Genomic DNA, 20,593 nt, shown 5'->3' with positions numbered 1-20,593 from the left:
GTTATAAATTTTCTTCCGCAAACGATGCTAAACGGCTTCTCACCACACCATTTAAGTTAACCGTGGCGCTGCCTTCAAAATCTTTAAAGCGCTCCACAATATAAGTTAAACCAGAAGTAACTGGAGTTAAGTAGTTACTATCTATTTGCGCAAGGTTACCAGAGCAAATTAACTTAGTACCTTCACCACAACGGGTAATAATAGTTTTCAGCTGTGAGGCGGTAAGGTTTTGGCTTTCATCTAAAATGACCACGGCATTTTGAATGCTGCGACCACGCATAAAGTTAACTGATTTAAACTGTATGTTGGCCTTTTCCATAATATAGTTACGGCTTGAAATAGGATTTTCGTCACCTTTGTGTAATACCTCTAAGGTATCGGTGATCGCAGCTAACCATGGTGCCATTTTTTCCTCTTCGGTACCTGGTAAAAAACCGATCGACTCAGCAATTTCAGGAGTATTTCGGGTGACAATTACCTTATCGTAAATACCTTTTTCAACCACCATTTCCAAAGCACAGGCAAGCGCTAGTAATGTTTTTCCGCATCCTGCAGGACCTGTTAAAATAACTAATTCAATACCGGTATCGAGTAACGCATCCATTGCCATGCCTTGATAAATATTTTTTGGCTTTACTCCCCATGCCGACTGATGCATTAAACGCTCAACACCGATATCTTTGAGCATAATATGCTGCTCATCATAAGATTTGACTCGTGCGGCAAACTGACCGCTGTCATCAAGTAAATATTCATTGCAAAATACATCGGGGATCAAACTTTTTGCCACTTTATGAAACGCATCACGACCATGTTGTTGTGTTTCACATTCGCCCACATGCTGCCAAAAATCGCCAGCAATTTTTTTATAACCACTGGAGAGCAAAGCAATATCATCAATCAGCTGATCGGTACGATAATCTTCAACAAATTTAAGCCCTGCGCCTTTGGCCTTTAAACGCATATTAATATCTTTGGTAACTAACACCACTTTGCTATTAGGATGTTGTTTTTGTAGGTGCACGGCACAATTGATAATACGGTGGTCATTTTCGTTGCCAGGTAAACCTGAGATAGAATCGGCAAATAAATGATCATTAACAATAATAAGTGTGCCAGCCGAAGACGCTTTGGCCTTTTTATTACTAGGTAGAGCGACGCCTTTAAGCATTTGTTCTGGTGTGGCATCTTTGAGTACTTCATCCAAACCACGAATGGCCACACGGGCATCACGGCTGACATCATGCTTACGATCTTTTATATGATCCAGTTCCTCTAAAACTGTCATGGGAATTACAACATCGTGTTCTTGGAATGATAAATACGCGAGGGGTTCGTGAAGCAATACATTGGTATCTAGCACATACATTTTACTATCAAGGTTCGAAGCTTTTTCCATAGCACTTTCCTTACGTTTTATGATTTTTATGCTATACACAACTAATCAAGTAAAACGGGTGAACGCTCACCCTGAAAAACTTAATTGCTAGGTATATTCTAAGTTTAGCTTAGATGTCATAAAAGTCTGTTTTATGACAAACCTTTTTTTGTTTTGAATTAATCCTTATTGCAGCAGCTTTAATAGGAATAATTCACAGTTATTAAATTAATTAAAAGTCAGCTGGTTCGTGCCTTGCAGTGGTGTTAGGTAACAGGTAACATAGCCGCCTTTTTCTTCATAGACGAGACATACATGAATTTTTCCTTAGGTCAGCGTTGGATCAGTGATACAGAGTCAGATTTAGGATTAGGCACAGTGGTTGCCCTTGAGGGCCGTCAGGTCAGCATTTTATTTCCCGCCAGTGGCGAAAACCGTGTTTACTCAATGCTAGAAGCACCGGTTACCCGTGTGGCATTTAATCCTGGTGATGTGATCAAAAGCGTTGAAGAATGGGAACTTGAAGTCGAGTCAATTGAACCTATCGGTGATTTACTTTGTTATCACGGCACTCGTATTGATAACGGTGAAAAAGCACAATTAAAAGAAACGTTTTTAGATCACTTCATCAAATTTAATAAACCACAAGACCGCTTATTTGCCGGTCAAGTTGACCGTTTTGATCGCTATACATTGCGCTATCAAACATGGCAACACCAGTTTGAACGCCAACAATCACCTATTAAGGGGTTGATTGGCCAGCGCGCAAGCTTAATTCCGCATCAGCTTTATATTGCACAAGAGGTCGGTAAACGGTTTGCTCCTCGAGTATTATTGTCTGATGAAGTAGGCCTTGGTAAAACCATTGAAGCAGGGATGATTTTACATCAACAAATTATCAGTGGTCGCGCAAGCCGAGTGCTCATCGTAGTGCCGGAGAACTTGCAGCATCAGTGGTTAGTTGAAATGCTGCGTCGCTTTAATTTACACTTTTCAATTTTTGATGAAGAGCGTTGCGATGAAGCATTTGCCGACTCACCAAATGTATTCGACACTGAACAGTTAGTACTAACTAGCCTTGAGTTTTTAACCAAGAAAAAACGCTGGTTTGAACAAGCAACAATGGCTGATTGGGATTTACTGATTGTTGATGAAGCGCATCATTTAAGTATTACCAACGGTAAACCAAGCACTGAATATCAACGTATGGCTGAGCTTAGCCAAGATATTCCAGGGCTGATACTATTAACAGCAACACCGGATCAACTTGGTCACCGCAGCCACTTTGCGCGCCTACAGTTACTCGATCCTGATCGCTTTTATGACTACGATGCCTTTGTTGCTGAAGAAAGTAACTATAAGCATGTGGCAGAGGCTGCTAATCAATTATTACAACAGCAAGCCCTTGATGACAACGCCAAAGCCACGCTAATTGAGCTGTTAAAAGAAACCGACATCAGTAAGGTGCTTGAACAAGCGCAAAATGGCGATGCAGCGGCCCGTAAAGAGATTTTGGCGATGTTATTAGATCGCCATGGCACAGGCCGTATTTTGTTTAGAAATAGCCGTAGCGGCATTGACGGCTACCCTAGTCGCAAACTACACGCCTACCCGATGGCGATGCCGAAACAATATAAAACGGCAATTTCAGTATTGGGCAATATGAGCGGCATTAAAAATGCAGAGCTTAGCGCGCAACGCGCCCTATTCCCTGAAAAAATATTCCAAGAGTTTGAAGGCGAAAGCGCTAGCTGGGGACAATTTGATCCTCGCGTAGAATGGTTGATCGACACCCTAAAAACCCTTAAACGGGAAAAAGTCCTGCTTATTTGTGCTAAAGCCGAAACCGCTATCAGCCTTGAGCAAATCCTGCGTGAACGCGAAGCGATTAAAGCCTCAGTGTTCCATGAAGGCATGACAATTATTGAGCGAGATCGCGCCGCTGCATTCTTTGCTGATGAATACGACAATGCACAAATATTATTGTGCTCTGAAATTGGTTCAGAAGGTCGTAACTTCCAATTTGCTCATCACTTAGTGTTATTTGATTTACCACTGAACCCAGATTTACTTGAGCAACGTATTGGTCGCCTTGACCGTATTGGCCAAACTCAAGACATCAACATACATGTACCGTACTTTGAAAACAGCGCACAAGAAGTATTACTGCGTTGGTATAACGAAGGCTTAGATGCCTTTGAAACCACCTCAAGCACCGGGCAACTTTTGTATAAAGAGTTTAAAGATGAGCTACTTGAGTTTATTGCCGCCCATAACTGTGATGAAGACGAGCTAGAGCCATTACTAGAGCAAGTAGCCGGTCAAAACGCAGTCCTGCGTAAACAAATGGAAAGCGGGCGTGACCGTTTGCTTGAGTTACACTCATCAGGCCAAGGTGCAGCAGACTCGCTGGTTGTTGATATTGAAAAACTAGACAACCAGTTTGAACTACCAAGTTATATGATCAACGTGTTTGATACCTTTGGCGTTAGCCAAGAAGACAAAGGTGAAAATACTATTATCTTAAAGCCAACTGAGCATATGCTAAATCCGTCATTCCCAAGTTTAAAAGATGACGGCATGACAGTCACATTTGACCGTGACACAGCACTGGCACAAGAAGATGTGCATTTCATCAGCTGGGATCACCCTATGGTGCAAGGCACCTTAGACATGATCTGTGATGATGACTTTGGTACTGCGTCAGTCGCATTACTTAAAAACAAAAAATTACCACCAGGCACCTTTTTTGTTGAGCTAATTTACGTAGCAGCAGCCATGGCACCAAAAGCGCTGCAAGTTGGCCGCTTTTTACCGCCGACGCCGATTCGTATTTTGCTCGACAAAGCCAGTAATAACCTAGGCGATAATGTAGGTTTTGATGGCTTTAATCAGCAGCTTTCTGCGGTAGGCCGTCAAACAGCCAGTAAACTTGCTGGAGCACTACAAAGTGCGATTCACCCAATGCTTAAAACAGCACAAGAAATGGCGCAAACTAAGTTAGAAGTCATTCGCACTGCGGCGCTTGAGCAAATGCAACAATCGCTCAGTGAAGAGCAGGCGCGTTTAGCTGCTTTAAAACAGATAAACCCAAATATTCGTGAAGAAGAGCTTACCTTCTACGACAAGCAACGCACTGAACTAACAACTTATATTGGCAAAGCCCAGCTGCAACTAGATGCCATTCGCTTAATTGTGGTATCACATTGATTTGAGGGCTGAGCTTTAAGTTATAAGCTGTAAGTTTTAAGTTTAAAAAAGCGCGGTGTATTAAGTTACAGCGCGCTTTTTTATTACATGTTACGCTGAAAACCCACGCCTACAAGATATTGCCTATTCGTAGCAGCGATTTTATATCACGACAGAGGTTGTTTCGAGGCTGAATGTTATCCCGTACTTACACTTTGCATTTGCGCGGGGTAAACCCGCGCCTACAAAATACTGCCCATTCGTAGCAGCGATTTTATATCACGACAGAGGTTGTTTCGAGGCTGAATGTTATCCCGTACTTACACTTTGCATTTGCGCGGGATAAACCCGCGCCTACAAGATATTACAAATTTGTAGCAGCGATTTTATATCGCGACAGGAGTTGTTTCGCGGCTAATTTTACCCCGAGCTTACACCTTTCATTTGCGCGGGGTAAACCACCCACGCCTACATATTGGTAGCAGCGAGTTTACCTCGCGATAAAGCCCATTATTTACCACTGAGGGCACAAAGGCGCTTCGCGCTACACAGAGAAACCAAAGTAAAAAATCACTTATTTCTTCTCTGTGTTCTCGGTGGTGAATTCATCACTGAACGAACTTTAATCTAATTGCGCGGGGTAAACCCGCGCCTACGAGATATTGCACATCCCGTAGCAGCGATTTTATATCGCGATTTTTCGAGGTACAACATGGGGAAACCAAATTACTCAGGTCTGCCTTTATTGCGCTTACCTAATAAATACGCGTCGCGAAACTTCATAAAATGCTGTTCAAGCTTAGTTGCTGCATCAACCTCCCCAGCTAGTGCTAAAACCATAATGGCCACTTCAGCGGTGCCAAGTTGGTGTGCGTGAGGGGCTACACGTAAGCGATAATCTGACAGTTTTTCTGCGGTAATTGAGAGGACTGGCAGCTCGTCTAAATACGGGCTTTTGCGGATCATTTTTTTCGCTTCACGCCATGTGCCATCTAAAAAGATAAACAAGGGACGTTTATTAGGCTGGTGTTGTACATCAGTAATAACGCGTGCGGTATCTTCAACATCTGTAGCAGGAAAGATCACCATAGGTTGATATTGCGGGTCATTTAATAAGGCTAATAGTTTATCGTCAGGATCAGTTCTGTCCCAACGAAAAGCATGATTATCAGGAATAATTTCAGCAATTAATCGCCCTGTATTAGAGGGTTTAAAACTCTCGTTGTGATACATAAGTAAGCATACCGCCGCATGACTATCAGCCTGCTCTACACCATCACAAATACAGTAATGTTTCGCGATTAAGCATCGTTCACAGCGATCCATTTTACCGCCACGGGCATTAAACTCACGACGAGACTCACTAATTTGTTGAGCGCGTAAAACCAGTACTGAATTACTTGAGGTATTAGTCACTACGATTACCTATAAATTGATCGGCGCGTATTGTAGCTAAAATCAAAATGAATTGATATCTGCTATCAAAACGTTGCACCTCTGTTTTAAGCGTCAAGTAAAAGTACTTACTAACTAAATATTATGGCAGTTAAACAATTAAAGGGCTCCAATCAAAAATAAACTGTTATCAATAAATTACTGGTTACTCATGCTCAATGAAGCATTGATTCCAGCAAATATAATATCAAGCGATCCATCAACATCATCAACTGTTAATTGAGCTGTACTATCACAACTCATCGACATAGAAAAACCATGTAAATAATCAGCAAGTAAATTTAGTGAAGCCTTTTCTGCTGATACTTCCAGATTTAAATCCTTTGTAATTATTTTAAATCTATCAATAAAAACGTTAGCTGGGCTTGTAGAATTCATAGACAACAATGTTTGCAGCAAACCATCATATTTACTTAAAAGTGCAACATAGCTTTTTGAGAGCTTTCGTAACTCTACCTCCCACTCTAAATCATTCTTAGGTATATACATCTCAAAAATTAGAGATGTTGTTAGCTCTTCTAACAGCACGTTTTTATTTTTAAAATAATAATATATTGCCATTGCATCTACATGAAGCTCTGCCGACAAAGATCGAATACTCGGTATCTTACCGCTAGTTAACATCAGTTTTTTAGCCGTTTTTATTATTTCCTCACCGCTTAATACCTTTGATTCTTTTTGCGGCCGGCCTCTTTTTTTAACCGTCATAACCCTGCCTAATTTATTGAAGTTTACAAAAATATTCTACAGTGTAGAATATTTGATATTAATATAGAGTCAACATAAGAGACAACTATGGCTAATTTAGCATTTATAGCAACAAGTTTGGATGGCTACATTGCAGATAAAAATAATGAAATTGATTGGTTATATTCAATCCCCAACCCTAATAATTTAGATATGGGATTTGTTAAGCATATGCAAAGTATTGATGCCTTAGTTATGGGCCGCAACACATTTGAATTAGTGTTAACGCTAGAATGTGAATGGCCATATTCAAAGCCTGTATTTGTTTTAAGTAATACACTAAGCAGTGTGCCAGCAAGCTGTGAAGGTAAATTTTCTATAGTAAAAGGTGATTTACGAGAGTTAACTACAAAACTTCAAGATGATGGCTATAAAAATTTATATATAGATGGCGGTGTGACAATTCAAAACTTCCTAAAAGATGATCTGATAGACGAAATGATAATTACCACAATTCCTGTTTTATTAGGTGCTGGTATTTCGTTATTTGGTCAGCTGAAAGATACTCTCGAATTTCGATGCATAAAGTCTGAAGTATTACCTCATGGTATTAGTCAAAGTCATTTTAAAAGACACAGAATATAATTTAAAACAGTTAAAATTCCTTTCCTCCTCCCCTCTCAAGTTAATATTTTAATTTACGATTGAGTAAGTCTGTAGGGAGAAACCCCCTCATACAAACTTACTCAATTTTGATTAGCTGGTATTCAGCCTCAAAGCAAAAATGTCACATTACAGAATAAAGGTAGCAACTTTTTCGTTTAAGTCAGTTGCGCGATCTTTAAGCATTTTGGCTTGACTTAAATGAGTCATCGCCGACGAAGTGATTTCATCAGTGACATCTTTTATCGCGACCGTGTTTCTGGTTATCTCATTTGTTACTTGAGTTTGCTCCTCGGCTGCAACGGCAATTTGTCCCGCCATATCGGAGATCTCATTCACTGCTTGAGTAATCTCTTCTAAAGCTTGTGCTGCGGCGTTGACATCGTGAACACTATTATTAGCTAAACTTTTACTGCTATCCATCAAGCTAACCGCTTTTTTAGTGGTATTTTGCAACGTTTCAATCGTGGTATAAATCTCTGCAGTAGAGTTTTGAGTTCGATGTGATAACACCCGAACTTCGTCTGCGACAACTGCAAAACCACGGCCTTGCTCGCCGGCACGCGCCGCTTCAATCGCAGCATTTAATGCTAGTAAATTAGTTTGCTCTGCAATCTCCTGAATCGTCGTTAAAATACTTGAGATTGCTTGTGCATGCAGGCTCAGCTCACTGATCACTACTGTGGTTTCATCAATTTCTGATGCCAATGAGTTAATCGTGGTTCTGGTTTTATCAACTAAGCTTTTCCCCTGAATACTGCTTTGCGCCGACTGCTGGGATGCGGCAGCGGTATTTTCAGCGTTAGCTGCAATTTCATGAGTAGCACTGGACATCTCTGTAACTGCGGTAGCAACCATTGTAACTTCTTGCTGTTGGCGCTGTAGTTCATTAACGCTTGATTGATTGGTTAACAGACTTTTCTCTGCATCTGAGTCTAGATCAGTCGCTAGTTGACGAATATGACTGATCAGCTGATGTTGACTACTTACAAAACTATTAAAGCTATCAGCTAACATGCCGACTTCGTCTTGGCTGTCGACTGTAATACGCTGAGTTAAATCACCATTGCCTGCAGCAATACGAGATAACGCTTGCGACACGCGACTTAGTGGCCCTAGTAGCAAACTTAACAACCAAGAAATAGATAATACACTAATGATCAGTGCTAACGTTGCCAGTCCTAACTGGGTGACCATCAAGCTTACTAATGGTGCCTCTAACGTTTGTTTGTCGAGTACAAAAACTAGCTGCCAATCTGTATTTTGGATTTTTTCCCCCCAAAGTAGCTTATCCCGAGCTTCAGTTTCAAAATAAACAGGCGTAAGTTGGCCTGTTTGGCTACTTGATTCGATTAGTCGGCTGCTTAATTTAGTCTCAATATTGGTAATTTTACCCATCAATTTACTTGAGTCTTTATAGGCGATCACAGTACCGTCTTCATGCATCATGATGGCATAACCGTTTGCCGGTAGAGACATATTGCTAACGCTATCGACAATACTCGCAATTGACACATCACCGCCAACCACACCATTGCGCACTGGATGAGCTATGGTAACGACCAATAGATTAAAGGCCACATCCAAATAAGGCTTGGTAATTATGCTGCTACGAGCTTGTTGTGACTGCTGATACCAAGGACGTGTTCTAGGATCATAACCTGAGCGGTCAATACTGGGATCAGAGTCCACCATCAGCCCGTCGCGGTTACCAAAATAGGTTAATTGAAAATCGCCAGATATCTGTGCTTGCTGCAATGCATTAAGCGTATCACCTTCGACTTTAGTGGCGACAGAAGCGATCACTCGCTGACGATCGGTTAACCATGCTTCGATACGCGCGGCTTGCTGTTTACCTGCTTGCCTCACACTATCAACACTGTTTTGCAGTAACAACGCTTTTTGCGTGGAGTAGCTATACCATGACAATAATACAACAACAATTACGAGGGCGAGAACAACCGATAATAATATTTTTTTCTTTAGTGAATATGAATTCATATTGAGTGCTAATACTGACTTTAATTAAATTGAAATACGGATATAAATACAGCTTGGGGTTAGCTTAATTTAGAGTATGAATTGAGAGACAATTCTCAATCTTGTTCTATTTTCGCATACAAGATTTAAATAATAAATTAAAATCAAAGATTTAAGAGAATATAAAAAGAAGCATTATTAATTCAATGTAAAACTTAAATTAATAACCTAACGAGTGTAAATAAATAGCACGGTATAAATACTGCACGTATATTATTATTTAAAATAATTGTAACGCCTAGTCATTATATTAAATTAAGCAAAAGTAATAAGCCGTGACGACGGAGCAGTCACCCTGTATGAAATCCATATTATAGCTCTACTTTTCTGATCATCATCTGTGAAAGGGTTTAACAGGGTTTTTCTAGTCAACGGTTTATCTTCTTCATTAATTTTTAGTAGTAACGCTTTTCCATCAATCTCAGCGCTTGTAATACTAGTATCAAAGTAGATTGGTTGTCTTGCTTTTTGCCACTTATGACTTAAAACTTGTAACTTCCCTAAACGCAAAAAGCCCCGCATTTTCATGCAGGGCTTTTAATAATTTTGTAAAACTGTGATTAACTCATTGCAGCTTGTAACTTTTTCATTGCTGTTTTTTCAAGTTGACGAACACGCTCTGCAGATACGCTGTATTTTTCAGCCAGTTCTTGCAGTGTTGCTTTATCGTCTGATAACCAACGAGCACTAACAATGTCTTGTGAACGTTCATCTAGGGTTTTTAACGCACTAAATAAACGTGTATGAGATTGCTCTTGATATTGTTGCTGTTCAACTTCTTCAGCTAAATCATTACTGCCATCAGTTAAGTATTGCACAGGCGAATAGGTACTAGTTGGTGCGTCATCGCTGTCGTCACCGGTTAAATCAAAGCCCATGTCTTGGCCGCTCATGCGCGATTCCATTTCACGAACTTCTTTTTCACTCACACCTAGCTCACTCGCTACGGTAGCAACTTCAGCTTGGTTAAACCAACCTAAACGTTTTTTGTTTTTACGAAGATTAAAAAACAATTTGCGTTGCGCTTTAGTGGTCGCAACTTTAACAATGCGCCAGTTTTTAAGTACAAATTCGTGTATTTCGGCTTTGATCCAATGCACTGCAAATGAAACCAAACGTACGCCCACTGATGGGTCAAAACGTTTTACTGCTTTCATCAGGCCGATATTGCCTTCTTGGATCAAATCAGCTTGCGGTAGACCGTAACCTGAGTAACCTTTAGCTATATGTGCAACAAAACGAAGGTGAGACATGATGAGTTGCTTTGCAGCGTTAAGATCGCCATCTTCCTGTAAGCGAGTCGCTAACTCTTTTTCTTGCTCAGCACCTAGCATAGGTATAGTGCTTACCGCTTGAAGGTAACCGTCCATACTTGCGCTTTGCTGTCCAACTGTGAGTGCCATTGCGTATAAATCTTTACTCATTTTTCACCTCAGTGATAAACATTTGAAACCATCTTAGCACTCTTTCACTTAGAGTGCTAACTTCAATGTAAAACTTTTTTTCGATTGAAGCAAGTGGTTTTTTCAGTGTTTTTTATTCTACTTTAAACGCCTGAATAAGCGATGAATTCTAGCTTTGCGGTGAGTTGGTTATGATAAAGCCATTCACCACAACCAACTTAATCAATGATTATAAAAAATAATTGTTACACTTTATCGGGTTCGATTTCTTTTATATATCGATTAACAGATAAGTAGGAGCCAACAAACCCTAAGCTGGTTGCAAGCAGCACTAACGCACCAAACTCGCCTAAGCTTAAGCCGATTAAATTAAAGTTAGTTTGATACACTCCAGCGACTTGGGTGACTGCAGATCCAAGCCACCACATCATGAGGGCCACACATATAAAAGCAAACAAACCACCAACAATGCCATACCAAATGCCGGTCCATAAAAATGGCGCATGAATAAAGGTATTGGTTGCACCGACTAGCTTCATCACTTGGATCTCTTCTTTCTTATCCATAATTGATAAGCGAATAGTGTTGCCTATGATCAAAGTTACCGAAGTCAGTAATAACAACGCGATGGTGATCACGCTTTCTTTTAACAGGCTTAATAATGCATTTAAACGTTCAAGCCAGGCAATATCTAATTTACCAAAATCGACTTCACGCTCTGCTTCAAGCTTTTTTAATAATGCTTGCGCGGCGTTTGGTTGACGATGGCGAGAAGTCGGCGTGACGATAACAACATCTGGCAGAGGATTGCTATCTAAATATTCAAGTGCTTGGCCAAACCCTGATACTTCTTTAAATTCAATGAGCGCATTTTGTTTAGAAATAAAAGTGACATTATCAATTTCAGGGTAGAGTGCTAAGCGTTTAACAAGCGTTTGTGTTTCTTGTTCACTCATAGATTCTTTTACAAATAATGAAATCTCTGCAGCTTCTTCAAAGCCACTGCTGACCTGCTGCACATTTTTAACCACTAAGTACAAGGTCGCTGGTAAGGTTAAACTTAAACCCAACACCGCAATGGTCATCATTGACGCCATCGGTGTGCGCCACATTTCGCCTAGGCTATATACACCTTGGCGAAATATATTCAGCACAAAGAAATATCCGGCTGCAAAAACTGATTTTTTTACTCGTTCATTTTGGCTTTTTCGGCCTTTGAATAACAAACTCATAGTGTTGCCTCTGCCAATGGATCTTGACTCATGCGACCATCTTTTAAGGTTAAGCTACGGTATTTCATTCGCGAGATCAGCCCTAAATCATGGGTGGCAATTAAGACTGTAGTGCCATGATTATTAAATTCTTCAAACAAACGCAAGATATCCATGGAAAGCTCAGGATCTAGGTTACCTGTTGGTTCATCTGCAAGTAATAATGGCGGAGAGTTTACAATTGCCCGGGCAATCCCAACTCGCTGTTGTTCACCACCAGAGAGTGTTGAAGGGTGGCATTTTACTTTATCTAGCAAGCCAACTTTATCAAGTGCGCCATGCACACGCTTTTCAATTTGCTTATGATGCGTACCTTCGATAATTAGCGGCAAGGCAACATTATCAAAAATAGTGTGGCGCTCTAATAAACGGTGGTTTTGAAATATGATACCAATATCACGGCGGACATAAGGAATTTGCCGCGATTTTACTGCATTTAAATCAACGCCATTAATAAAAACATGACCCGCCGACGGGCGTTCCATTAAACTAATGAGTTTAAGTAAGGTACTTTTACCAGCACCACTGTGACCAGTTAAAAAAGCCAATTCACCCGGTTTAACATGAAAATTAACTTTTTCCAGTGCTCGGTGACCACCGGGATATGTTTTGCTGACTTGCTGAAAATTTATCATTTTAGTTATCAATCATCCACAGCTGAAAAGGGAGCAAGCTCCCCTTTGAAATTTAAACTTCGTCCTCATCTTGGCTAAATAGCGCATCAATGAAGTCATTACTATTAAATGCACGTAAATCATCAATGCCTTCACCAACACCAATATAGCGGATCGGAATATTAAATTTATCGGCGACGGCAAAAATAACCCCACCTTTGGCTGTACCATCTAACTTAGACAATGTAATACCGGTAAGGCCAACACACTGATTAAATAAGTTCACTTGGCTAATTGCATTTTGCCCTGTGCCAGCATCGATGGTTAGCATCACTTCATGCGGTGCATCGGGATCAATTTTCTTCATCACTCGGGCTATTTTTTCAAGCTCTTGCATCAAGTTGTCTTTATTTTGCAAGCGACCAGCTGTATCTGCAATTAACACATCAACGTTACGCGCTTTGGCAGCTTGAAATGCATCAAATATCACTGAGGCACTATCAGCACCGGTGTGCTGTGCAATTACTGGGATTTTATTACGCTCACCCCATACTTGTAATTGCTCAACCGCAGCTGCACGGAAAGTATCACCTGCAGCTAACATGACTGATTTACCTTGATCCTGAAATTGCTTAGCAAGTTTACCAATGGTCGTTGTTTTACCAACTCCATTAACACCCACCATTAAAATAACAAATGGTTTTTTATCAGCAGGAATTTCTAATGGCTGTTCTGCCGTTTTAAGCATCGCCGCCATTTCTTGCTTCATTAGCTCATATAATGCATCACCATCTTTTAACTGTTTGCGGTTAGCCGCATCAGTCAAACGATCGATCAGCTTCATGGTGGTATCAACACCTAAGTCGGCTGTTAATAGCTGAGTTTCAAGATCTTCAAATAATTCATCATCAATTTTCTTACCAGTGAAAATCGATGCAAAGCCAGAACCTAAGTTTACTTTGGTTTTTAATAAGCCTTTTTTAAGACGAGCAAAAAAACCTTCTTTCTTAGGTTTTTCAGCTGTTTTTGCTTCCTCGATAGCAAGCTCTGCCGTTAATCGCTCTTGCTCTAAACGCTCAGCTTCCGCCTCTTCTGCAGCAATACGTTGTTGCTCTACACGTTCGGCTTCAGCTTGCTCTGCGGCAATACGTTGTTGCTCTACACGCTCAGCTTCGGCCTGCTCTGTGGCAATGCGTTGTTGCTCTGCACGTTCAGCTTCGGCTTGCTCGGCAGCAATACGCTCTCGCTCTACACGTTCAGCTTCGGCTTGCTCTGCAGCAATACGCTCGCGTTCAACACGTTCAGCTTCGGCTTGCTCGGCAGCAATACGCTCTTGCTCTACACGTTCAGCTTCGGCTTGCTCTACACGTTCAGCTTCGGCTTGCTCTGCAGCAATACGCTCTCGCTCTACACGTTCAGCTTCGGCTTGCTCGGCAGCAATACGCTCTTGCTCTACACGTTCAGCTTCGGCTTGCTCCGCGGCAATACGCTCTTGCTCTAAACGCTCAGCTTCGGCTTGCTCTGCTGCGATACGCACTTGTTCTACACGTTCAGCTTCAGCTTGCTCGGCAGCAATACGCTCTTGCTCTAAACGCTCAGCTTCAGCCTGCTCAGTAACAATACGCTCTTGCTCTAAACGCTCAGCTTCGGCTTGTTCTGCTGCAATACGTTCTTGCTCTAAAAGCATTGCTTCTTCTTGCTGTACTAAACGAGCGGCTTCATCGCGGCGTTGTTGTTCTGCTTGTTCTGTTGCTGCTAATTCAGCATCTGTGATAGCTTGGCGTTCAGCATCACGTGCCTCAGCTTGCTCTACAGCAATACGCTGTTGTTCTAAGCGCTCTGCTTCAGCTTGCTCTGCAGCAATGCGCTGTTGCTCTAAGCGCTCAGTTTCAGCTTGCTCTGCAGCAATGCGCTGTTGCTCTAAGCGCTCAGTTTCAGCTTGCTCTGCAGCAATGCGCAGTTGTTCTAAGCGCTCTGCTTCAGCTTGCTCTGCAACAATGCGCTGTTGTTCTAAGCGCTCTGCTTCTGCCTGCTCTGCAGCAATGCGCTGTTGTTCTAAACGCTCAGCTTCAGCTTGCTCTGCAGCAATGCGCTGTTGCTCTGCGCGCTCAGCTTCCGCCTCTTCTGCAGCAATTCGTTGTTGCTCTAAACGCTCAGCTTCAGCTTGCTCTGCGGCAATACGCTGTTGTTCTAAGCGCTCAACTTCCGCTTGTTGGTTATCGGCCTCTTGGGCGGTCTGCTCTACTTGTTGGTTTTTATCTGACTTACCAAAACCAAACCAAGACAGGAATTTATTTTTTTTTGCCATACTTGCTAATAACCACTTATAAAAATCTGATAAACTAACGGTAATACTTTGTGTATTCGCTGCATTGCTTTAAAACAAAGCCGCTAATAACCACAACATATTGTCTAAGATGCTCATAGTAACACTTTTAGCGCAGTTGAAAAATGACACGCTACTATATGATTGCAATATTATCTGAGCTGGATTCTAGATACCATTTTTTAGTGAGCTAAATGAGAAATAAATCACCACAAAAACAAGTGAGTAATAAAGCCAGCGATGGTGCTATTAGGATCATCAGCGGGCAATTTCGTGGCCGTAAATTACCAGTAAAAGATGTACAAGGTCTTCGTCCAACCACAGATCGTATCAAAGAAACGGTATTTAACTGGTTAATGCAAGATACTCGCGATACTAGAGTACTCGATTGTTTTGCAGGTTCCGGTGGATTAGGTTTTGAAGCACTCTCTCGTTTTGCTCTCAGTGCACGCTTTTTAGAGATGGATAAACTAGCAGCCAACCAATTACAAACTAATATTGACACGTTAAAACTCACTAATGCTGAAGTAATTTGCACCGACAGTTTGCTTTATTTAAGTAACAATACTCAGCAACAACAGTTTAACTTAGTGTTTATTGATCCACCTTTTCGCCAAGGTTTAGCCCAAAAATGCTGTGATTTACTCACTGAAAATGACTGGTTAAGTAAAAACGCCCTCATTTATGTTGAAGTTGAAAGCGAGATGAGTGCGTTACAAACACCCAGCAATTGGCTGTTATTGAAAGAAAAAGCGGCGGGACAAGTATTTTGCCGCCTCTATGAACTACAGTAAAATTAGTAACATAGAAATATTTTTTGTTTCCACTTGGAGCAGACAATATTTATCCTTTACATGTGGTGCGGCTTCGGATTACAATACTGCACCATTTTTGAACCACTTGATCATTGTTTGATCAACTTGAGCAACGCTCATTATTTAGGTAGGTGAATTTTTAATGCCAGTAATTAAAGTAAGAGAGAACGAACCGTTTGACGTAGCACTTCGTCGCTTCAAGCGTTCATGTGAAAAAGCAGGTATCCTTTCAGAAGTTCGTCGTCGCGAGCACTATGAAAAGCCAACAGCTGAGCGTAAGCGTAAAAAAGCTGCAGCGGTTAAGCGTCACATGAAGAAGCTTTCTCGCGATAACGCACGTCGCGTTAAATTATATTGATCAGTATTGGTCTTGTATAAATGAGCCTTTTAATAAAGCTAAAAGATGCGCAAAAAGATGCGATGCGAGCGAAAGACAAATCTCGTCTTAACCCAATTCGTATGGTGCTTGCTGCAATCAAGCAGCGTGAAATTGACGAGCAAATAACACTTGATGATGACGGTATTACCGCAGTATTAGTGAAGCTTGTTAAACAACGCCGTGATTCTTACACTCAGTATACTGATGCTGGCCGTGAAGATTTAGCCGAAATTGAAGCCAATGAGATTACAGCTCTTGAAGAATTCTTACCTCAACAATTGAGTGAAGAAGAAATCATAGCTCTTATTGATGCGGCTATTGCTGATACTAACGCAGCAGGTATGCAAGATATGGGTAAAGTAATGGGTATAATCAAAAGCAAAGCTGAAGGTCGCGCCGATTTAGGTAAGATCTCTGGTTTAATTAAGCAACGATTAACTGCCTAATACTCCCACATACAGATGTATGATTTAAGCAAACCGAGCCATGTGCTCGGTTTCTTCGTTTTTCGCTTTAATAAAAATAGCATTTGTGTTCAAATCTAAATTGTAGAACTAAATTATCTGATATTTCGTTCACCTTATTTTCTATTTATCTCAGGACTACACTTTACTAATGGCTGGAAAGATCCCACGTAATTTTATAGATGATTTACTTGCCAGAACCGATATTGTTGAGCTAATTGACTCCAAAGTTGGCTTAAAAAAAGCGGGCAAAGATTACCAAGCCTGTTGCCCTTTTCATAACGAAAAATCCCCATCATTTACTGTATCTCAAGACAAACAGTTTTATCATTGCTTTGGTTGTGGTGCGAACGGCAACGCTATTTCATTTGTTATGGAATACGACAAGCTTGAATTTGTTGATGCCATTGAAGAACTTGCAAGCATCCTAAATCTCGATGTTCCCCGAGAGCAAGGCACCAGTAATGGTCCAGAGCGTACCGCAGAACAAAAACGCTCAGATTACGATTTAATGCTCCATAGTGCGCGTTTTTATCAACACCAGTTAAAACATCATGCTAATTCAGCAACCGTAATAGACTATGTAAAAGGCCGAGGCCTAAGTGGCGAAACAGTTAAAAAGTTTATGATTGGTTATGCCCCCAGTGAATGGGAAGGCCTTTGCCAACAACTTGGCCGCAATAAAGAACAAAAAGAGCAATTAGTTGAGCTAAAGCTGGCCTCAGAGAAAACCCCTGGCCGCCAATTTGACTTCTTTCGTGATCGCTTAATGTTCCCTATTCGCGATAAACGTGGTCGTGTTATTGCCTTTGGTGGCCGTGTGATGCAAGCGGATCAAGGGCCTAAATATTTAAACTCGCCAGAAACCCGTATCTTCCATAAAGGCTTTGAACTATATGGATTATATGAAGCAAAACAAGCGCATAAAAAACTTGAACATGTGCTCATAGTTGAAGGCTATATGGATGTAGTAGCACTGAGCGAGCAAGGTATTGAATATGCAGTAGCTGCGCTTGGTACCGCCACCACCGCTGAGCACATGCATACATTGTTTAGAACCACAGACCGAGTAATTTGTTGTTATGATGGTGACCGCGCTGGCCGAGATGCCGCTTGGCGTGCACTCGAAAATGCCCTGCCCTATTTAAATGATGGCAAAGCGCTACTGTTTGTATTTTTACCAGACGGTGAAGATCCCGATTCATTAGTACAAAAAGAAGGCAAAGAAGCGTTTGAACTACGTTTATCTCAAGCCGATGATTTTACCAAAGTGCTGTTTAATAAACTCAGCCAAGAGATTGATTTAACTAACGATGCAGGTAAAGCTAAGCTTCTTAGTGCTGTGCTTCCGTTGATTGAAAAAATCCCTAGTCAGTTTTATCAAGAAAACTTATTAGAGCACTTAGGTCGATTAATAGGCCGCACTAAAGAGCAGTTAAACAATCGCTTAAAAACACCTAAACAGCAGCATGCGATTGAGCGAAAATTTAAAATTACGCCAATGCGTCGCGCAATTGGGTTACTAATTCAGCATCCTAAGTTAGCCAATACAGTGCCCTATTTAGCTGATTTAGCACAAATGAATATTGCTGGTATCGCCTTACTTATTAAGCTACAACATTGCGCCTTACAAAATAGTGACATTACTACAGCGCAATTAATTGAATCATTTCGAGAAACACCCGAGTATGAAGCGCTCATTAAGCTCGCTACTTGGCGTCATGAGATCAATGACGACCGTTTAGAGGACGAATTTAAAAATACTTTCAGATTTATTGAAGATCAGTGTTTAAATTATCGACTCGAGACCTTATTAATAAAAGACAAGACCCAAGGGCTTACGAGTGAAGAAAGGCTAGAATGTTTAGCCCTTACTCAAGCGTTAAAAGGGTCGAAAAGACACTAACAGCTAGTCAAAAATGAATTATGCTGTTATACTGTGCTATTCACTGCGTCAAATAATACTTAGCTTGGCTTAATAAATAAGCGAGCTGGCGCCTGTTGTATCAACTTATCAGAGTGGAAGAAACAATCTCTATGGATCCAACTCCTCAGTCACAATTAAAACTTCTGATTCAAAAAGGTAAAGAGCAAGGTTATTTAACTTTTGCAGAAGTTAATGATCACCTTCCACAAGATATTATCGATTCAGATCAAGTAGAAGATATCATTAGTATGATCAATGATATGGGTATCAAGGTTAGCGAAAACGCGCCTGATGCCGATGAATTGATGATGCAAGAAACAACAACAGATGAAGACGCAGCAGAAGCTGCAGCCGCTGCGCTTGCTACTGTAGATAAAGAAATCGGCCGTACAACGGATCCGGTTCGTATGTACATGCGTGAAATGGGTACTGTTGAACTGCTTACCCGTGAAGGCGAAATCGTTATCGCTAAGCGTATTGAAGAAGGGATCAACCAAGTACAAATCTCGGTTGCAGAATACCCTGAAGCAATTACATACCTGCTTGAGCAATGGGATAAGTTTGAAGCAGAAGAAATGCGCTTAAGCGACATTATCTCTGGTTTTTTCGATCCTAATGAAGATGCTGCGCCAATCTCTGCTACCCATATCGGTTCTGAATTAAGCGAAAAAGAACTTGATGATGAAGATGACGATGATACTGATAGCGATGATGAAGACGAAGAAGAAGTAGATACTGGCCCAGATCCTGAAGAGGCTCGTGTACACTTTGAAAACCTTCGTAATCTTTACAATAAAGCACGCGACACGTTTGATAGTAAAGGCCGTTCACATCCAGAATCGCAAGCTGCGATTTTTGAGATTGGTGAGCTGTTTAAAACCTTTAAACTAGTGCCGAAACAGTTTGATCGTATGGTTAACAACATGCGTGAAATGATGGACAGAGTTCGTGTTCAAGAACGTATCGTCATGAAACAAGCTGTACAAATCGCTAAGCTACCGAAGAAAACTTTTGTTAAGCACTTTGCTAATAATGAAACTGATGCTGCATGGATTGATCTTGAGATTGCTGCGAATGAAAAACATTCTGCAAAATTAGAAGAAATCAAACCAGAAATCATCCGCTGTATTAATAAACTATGTGTAATCGAAGAAAGCACAGGTTTAAGCATTGAGCGTATTAAAGACATCAACCGTCGTATGAGCATTGGTGAAGCAAAAGCGCGCCGTGCGAAGAAAGAGATGGTTGAAGCGAACTTACGTCTTGTAATCTCAATTGCTAAAAAATATACCAACCGTGGTTTACAATTCTTGGATTTAATCCAAGAAGGTAACATTGGTTTGATGAAAGCTGTTGATAAGTTTGAATATCGCCGTGGTTATAAGTTCTCAACTTATGCTACGTGGTGGATCCGTCAAGCAATCACACGCTCTATCGCCGACCAAGCGCGTACAATCCGTATTCCGGTGCATATGATTGAAACGATTAATAAACTTAATCGTATTTCTCGTCAAATGCTGCAAGAAATGGGTCGTGAGCCAAATCCAGAAGAATTAGCAGAACGCATGATGATGCCTGAGGATAAAATCCGTAAGGTACTTAAGATTGCTAAAGAGCCAATTTCTATGGAAACGCCAATCGGTGATGATGAAGATTCGCACTTAGGCGACTTTATCGAAGACACTACTATTGATTCGCCAATCGACTCGGCAACAATGGAATCTCTTCGCGGTGCTACCAACGATGTGCTTGCAGGCCTAACAGCCAGAGAAGCAAAAGTATTGCGTATGCGTTTTGGTATCGATATGAATACCGACCATACCTTAGAAGAAGTAGGTAAACAGTTTGATGTAACGCGTGAGCGTATTCGTCAAATCGAAGCGAAGGCACTACGTAAATTACGCCACCCTTCACGCTCTGACTTATTGAAAAGCTTCTTAGATGCTAAGTAATTAGCAAATACAGATTTAAATTTAAAAGGC

General features: G+C 41.1%; 15 protein-coding genes. 7 read left to right on the top strand and 8 right to left on the bottom strand.

Annotation, left to right across the window (positions count from 1 at the left end):
• Nucleotide 1 precedes the first annotated feature (1 nt).
• Nucleotides 2-1,399: a PhoH family protein gene (locus H5162_RS09525; RefSeq protein WP_182731327.1), complete on the bottom strand. Its 1,398-nt coding sequence runs from the start codon at nt 1,397-1,399 to the stop codon at nt 2-4.
• Nucleotides 1,400-1,693: 294 nt separating this feature from the next.
• Here H5162_RS09525 and rapA point away from each other — a divergent pair, with 294 nt between their 5' ends.
• Entirely contained in the window at nt 1,694-4,588 is a 2,895-nt protein-coding gene (gene rapA / locus H5162_RS09520; protein WP_182778366.1) for an RNA polymerase-associated protein RapA, read from the top strand.
• A 705-nt stretch (nt 4,589-5,293) separates the two neighbouring features.
• On the opposite strand, the gene H5162_RS09515 is transcribed toward rapA, so the two are convergent.
• A complete protein-coding gene (locus H5162_RS09515) occupies nt 5,294-5,983 on the bottom strand; it encodes a tRNA-uridine aminocarboxypropyltransferase (protein ID WP_182731325.1) in 690 nt (229 codons plus the stop codon).
• 177 nt (nt 5,984-6,160) lie between these two features.
• Entirely contained in the window at nt 6,161-6,730 is a 570-nt protein-coding gene (locus H5162_RS09510; protein WP_145234818.1) for a TetR/AcrR family transcriptional regulator, read from the bottom strand.
• Nucleotides 6,731-6,817: 87 nt separating this feature from the next.
• On the opposite strand from H5162_RS09510, the gene H5162_RS09505 reads away from it, so the two are divergent.
• Entirely contained in the window at nt 6,818-7,354 is a 537-nt protein-coding gene (locus H5162_RS09505) for a dihydrofolate reductase family protein (RefSeq protein WP_182778365.1), read from the top strand.
• A 147-nt stretch (nt 7,355-7,501) separates the two neighbouring features.
• Here the strand turns inward: H5162_RS09505 and H5162_RS09500 are convergent, their stop codons facing one another.
• The 5 genes from H5162_RS09500 to ftsY form a co-directional block, all read right to left on the bottom strand.
• Entirely contained in the window at nt 7,502-9,373 is a 1,872-nt protein-coding gene (locus H5162_RS09500) for a methyl-accepting chemotaxis protein (RefSeq protein WP_182734547.1), read from the bottom strand.
• A gap of 599 nt (nt 9,374-9,972) precedes the next feature.
• Nucleotides 9,973-10,836, bottom strand: a complete 864-nt coding sequence (rpoH, locus tag H5162_RS09495; protein ID WP_145234811.1) for an RNA polymerase sigma factor RpoH — start codon at nt 10,834-10,836, stop codon at nt 9,973-9,975.
• Between the two features lie 224 nt (nt 10,837-11,060).
• Nucleotides 11,061-12,047: a permease-like cell division protein FtsX gene (gene ftsX / locus H5162_RS09490; RefSeq protein ID WP_145234809.1), complete on the bottom strand. Its 987-nt coding sequence runs from the start codon at nt 12,045-12,047 to the stop codon at nt 11,061-11,063.
• Nucleotides 12,044-12,721, bottom strand: a complete 678-nt coding sequence (ftsE, locus tag H5162_RS09485; RefSeq protein ID WP_064665448.1) for a cell division ATP-binding protein FtsE — start codon at nt 12,719-12,721, stop codon at nt 12,044-12,046. Before ftsE ends, ftsX begins: the two co-directional genes overlap by 4 nt.
• A gap of 52 nt (nt 12,722-12,773) precedes the next feature.
• The gene (gene ftsY, locus H5162_RS09480) at nt 12,774-15,008 is read right to left on the bottom strand and encodes a signal recognition particle-docking protein FtsY (RefSeq protein WP_182778363.1); all 2,235 of its coding nucleotides are present in this window, start codon (nt 15,006-15,008) and stop codon (nt 12,774-12,776) included.
• 212 nt (nt 15,009-15,220) lie between these two features.
• On the opposite strand from ftsY, the gene rsmD reads away from it, so the two are divergent.
• The 5 genes from rsmD (at nt 15,221) to rpoD (ending at nt 20,563) form a co-directional block, all read left to right on the top strand.
• Complete coding sequence (gene rsmD, locus H5162_RS09475) at nt 15,221-15,820, top strand: 16S rRNA (guanine(966)-N(2))-methyltransferase RsmD (RefSeq protein WP_182778361.1); 600 nt, start codon at nt 15,221-15,223, stop codon at nt 15,818-15,820.
• Between the two features lie 163 nt (nt 15,821-15,983).
• On the top strand, nt 15,984-16,199 hold the full coding sequence (rpsU, locus tag H5162_RS09470) for a 30S ribosomal protein S21 (protein WP_002957797.1): 216 nt from the start codon (nt 15,984-15,986) through the stop codon (nt 16,197-16,199).
• A 20-nt stretch (nt 16,200-16,219) separates the two neighbouring features.
• Nucleotides 16,220-16,666 carry a GatB/YqeY domain-containing protein gene (locus H5162_RS09465; protein ID WP_145234803.1) on the top strand — a complete coding sequence of 149 codons (447 nt, stop codon included), beginning with the start codon at nt 16,220-16,222 and terminating at the stop codon, nt 16,664-16,666.
• A gap of 169 nt (nt 16,667-16,835) precedes the next feature.
• On the top strand, nt 16,836-18,590 hold the full coding sequence (gene dnaG, locus H5162_RS09460) for a DNA primase (protein WP_182734542.1): 1,755 nt from the start codon (nt 16,836-16,838) through the stop codon (nt 18,588-18,590).
• A 131-nt stretch (nt 18,591-18,721) separates the two neighbouring features.
• Entirely contained in the window at nt 18,722-20,563 is a 1,842-nt protein-coding gene (rpoD, locus tag H5162_RS09455) for an RNA polymerase sigma factor RpoD (protein ID WP_182778359.1), read from the top strand.
• Nucleotides 20,564-20,593: the final 30 nt, after the last annotated feature.

Origin of the sequence: Pseudoalteromonas sp. SR41-8, assembly GCF_014163915.1 — a bacterium.
Taxonomy (GTDB): domain Bacteria; phylum Pseudomonadota; class Gammaproteobacteria; order Enterobacterales; family Alteromonadaceae; genus Pseudoalteromonas; species Pseudoalteromonas rhizosphaerae.
The sequence above is the reverse complement of the archived record's forward strand: the minus strand, read 5'-3'. Positions and strand labels throughout refer to the sequence as shown.